This is a genomic window from Brevibacterium sediminis, assembly GCF_024895295.1.
GTDB lineage: Bacteria > Actinomycetota > Actinomycetes > Actinomycetales > Brevibacteriaceae > Brevibacterium > Brevibacterium sediminis.
Genome location: NZ_JAHQRN010000015.1, coordinates 1 through 1,501, shown reverse-complemented (window position 1 = coordinate 1,501; position 1,501 = coordinate 1). Strand labels below are relative to the sequence as shown.

The following is a 1,501-nucleotide window of genomic DNA, read 5'->3' as shown; positions in this document are numbered from 1 at the left end:
CTGTGGGGTCAGCATAGAGCAGTTGCCGGCTGTTCGGCTGTGGCGGTCTTGGTCCGATATTCCATCGGGGCAAGGCCGCCTAGTCGCATCGAGATCCTCTCAAAGTTATACCAATGAATGTACTCATCGATCGCTTTCTTCAGGTCCTCGATCGAGTCGAATTTCTGCAGATAGAACATCTCGGACTTCAACTGCCCGAAGAAATTCTCCGCCATCGCGTTATCCCAACAGTTTCCCTTCCGCGACATCGACGGTGTGGCACCGTGTTTGGCCAGGATCGCCGCCCACGACACGTGCTGGTACTGAAACCCCTGGTCCGTGTGCACCAACGGTTTCTGTCCCGGCCGCAGCCCCTGGCAAGCATTCGTCAGTGACTCGTTCGTCAATGCCGTGTTTGGTGACGTCGACGTCGCGTACGACACCACACTGGTATCGAAGAGATCAATGATCGGTGACAGGTACAGTTTCTGATCCGCCACAGGAAATTCCGTGACGTCAGAAACCCATTTCTCATTCGGTTCATCTGCGGTGAATTCCCGGTTGAGGACGTTGCTGACAACGCGGCCGATCGTGCCGCGGTGGGAGTTGTACCGCTTCCTGCGCACCTTGGTCTTGATGCCCATGTCCTGCATCAACCGCAGCACAGTCTTCTTCGCGATCGACAGGCCTTCTTTGACCAAGACTGTCCAGATCTTGCGGTGCCCGTAGCATTCGCGGCTGCCGGTGAAGATCTCCCGGATCCGGCCTCTCACCTGCACATACGGGTCAGGCTTCTGACCGAAGCGTTTCTGGTGATAGAAGAACGTCGACCGCGCCAAACCCGCAACGCTCAGCAGCAGTGGCAGGGGGTAGTTCGCCTTGAGACTGGCAACAATGCGTGCTTTTACAGCTGCCCGTTCTGCCTCAAGGCCTTCAGTTTTTTTAAGTACGCGTTCTCCGCTTCGGCCCGCAGCAGTCGGTCTTGTAACTGGCGGTACTCGGCCAGGCTGATGTCCTCGACACGCGTTTTCTTCGCGAACACGTCCGGCTTCGCCGGGACCTGTTCAGCATCCGGGTCCTGCCCGTTGTCGATCGCCCGCATCCGAGCTGTCTTCCCCTTACCCGATGCTTTGCGCGGGGTGAAGGCGTCCTCGCCTTTGTTCCGGTATTCCTTCGCCCAGTCCAGGATGGGACGTGACGAGGCTAGACCGAGTTCCTTGGCGAGTTCGACTTTGTGTTCGCCGTTTAGGTACCGTTTCGCGGTCGCGATCTTCGTCTCTTTGGGGATGCGGCGGCGTTGATGCGGTTCCATGACCGATATTGTTCCACGCACTAACCATCGGTCGTGGAGGAGTTTGAGTGTGGGTTTATGGACGTCGAGCTTGGTCGCTGTCGCGGCGTAACCCAGGCCTTGGTTAAAGAGTTCGATCGCGGCTTGAGCTTGGTCGTTGGTGATCAGACAGTCGTGACGCATGGAGTGGTCCCTTTCAAGTTGGTTTGTGTTGATCACAGTCCAACTTTC

The 1,501-nt window shown here is 57.0% G+C and carries 2 protein-coding genes; both read right to left on the bottom strand.

Translation table 11 applies throughout. From position 1 onward, the window contains the following. Positions 1 to 8: 8 nt before the first annotated feature. The gene (locus KTJ89_RS19215; RefSeq protein WP_259358968.1) at positions 9 to 875 is read right to left on the bottom strand and encodes an IS3 family transposase; all 867 of its coding nucleotides are present in this window, start codon (positions 873 to 875) and stop codon (positions 9 to 11) included. A gap of 8 nt (positions 876 to 883) precedes the next feature. Beyond that, positions 884 to 1,501: helix-turn-helix domain-containing protein (locus KTJ89_RS19210; RefSeq protein ID WP_259358967.1), on the bottom strand; the 618-nt coding region annotated here is incomplete at its 5' end.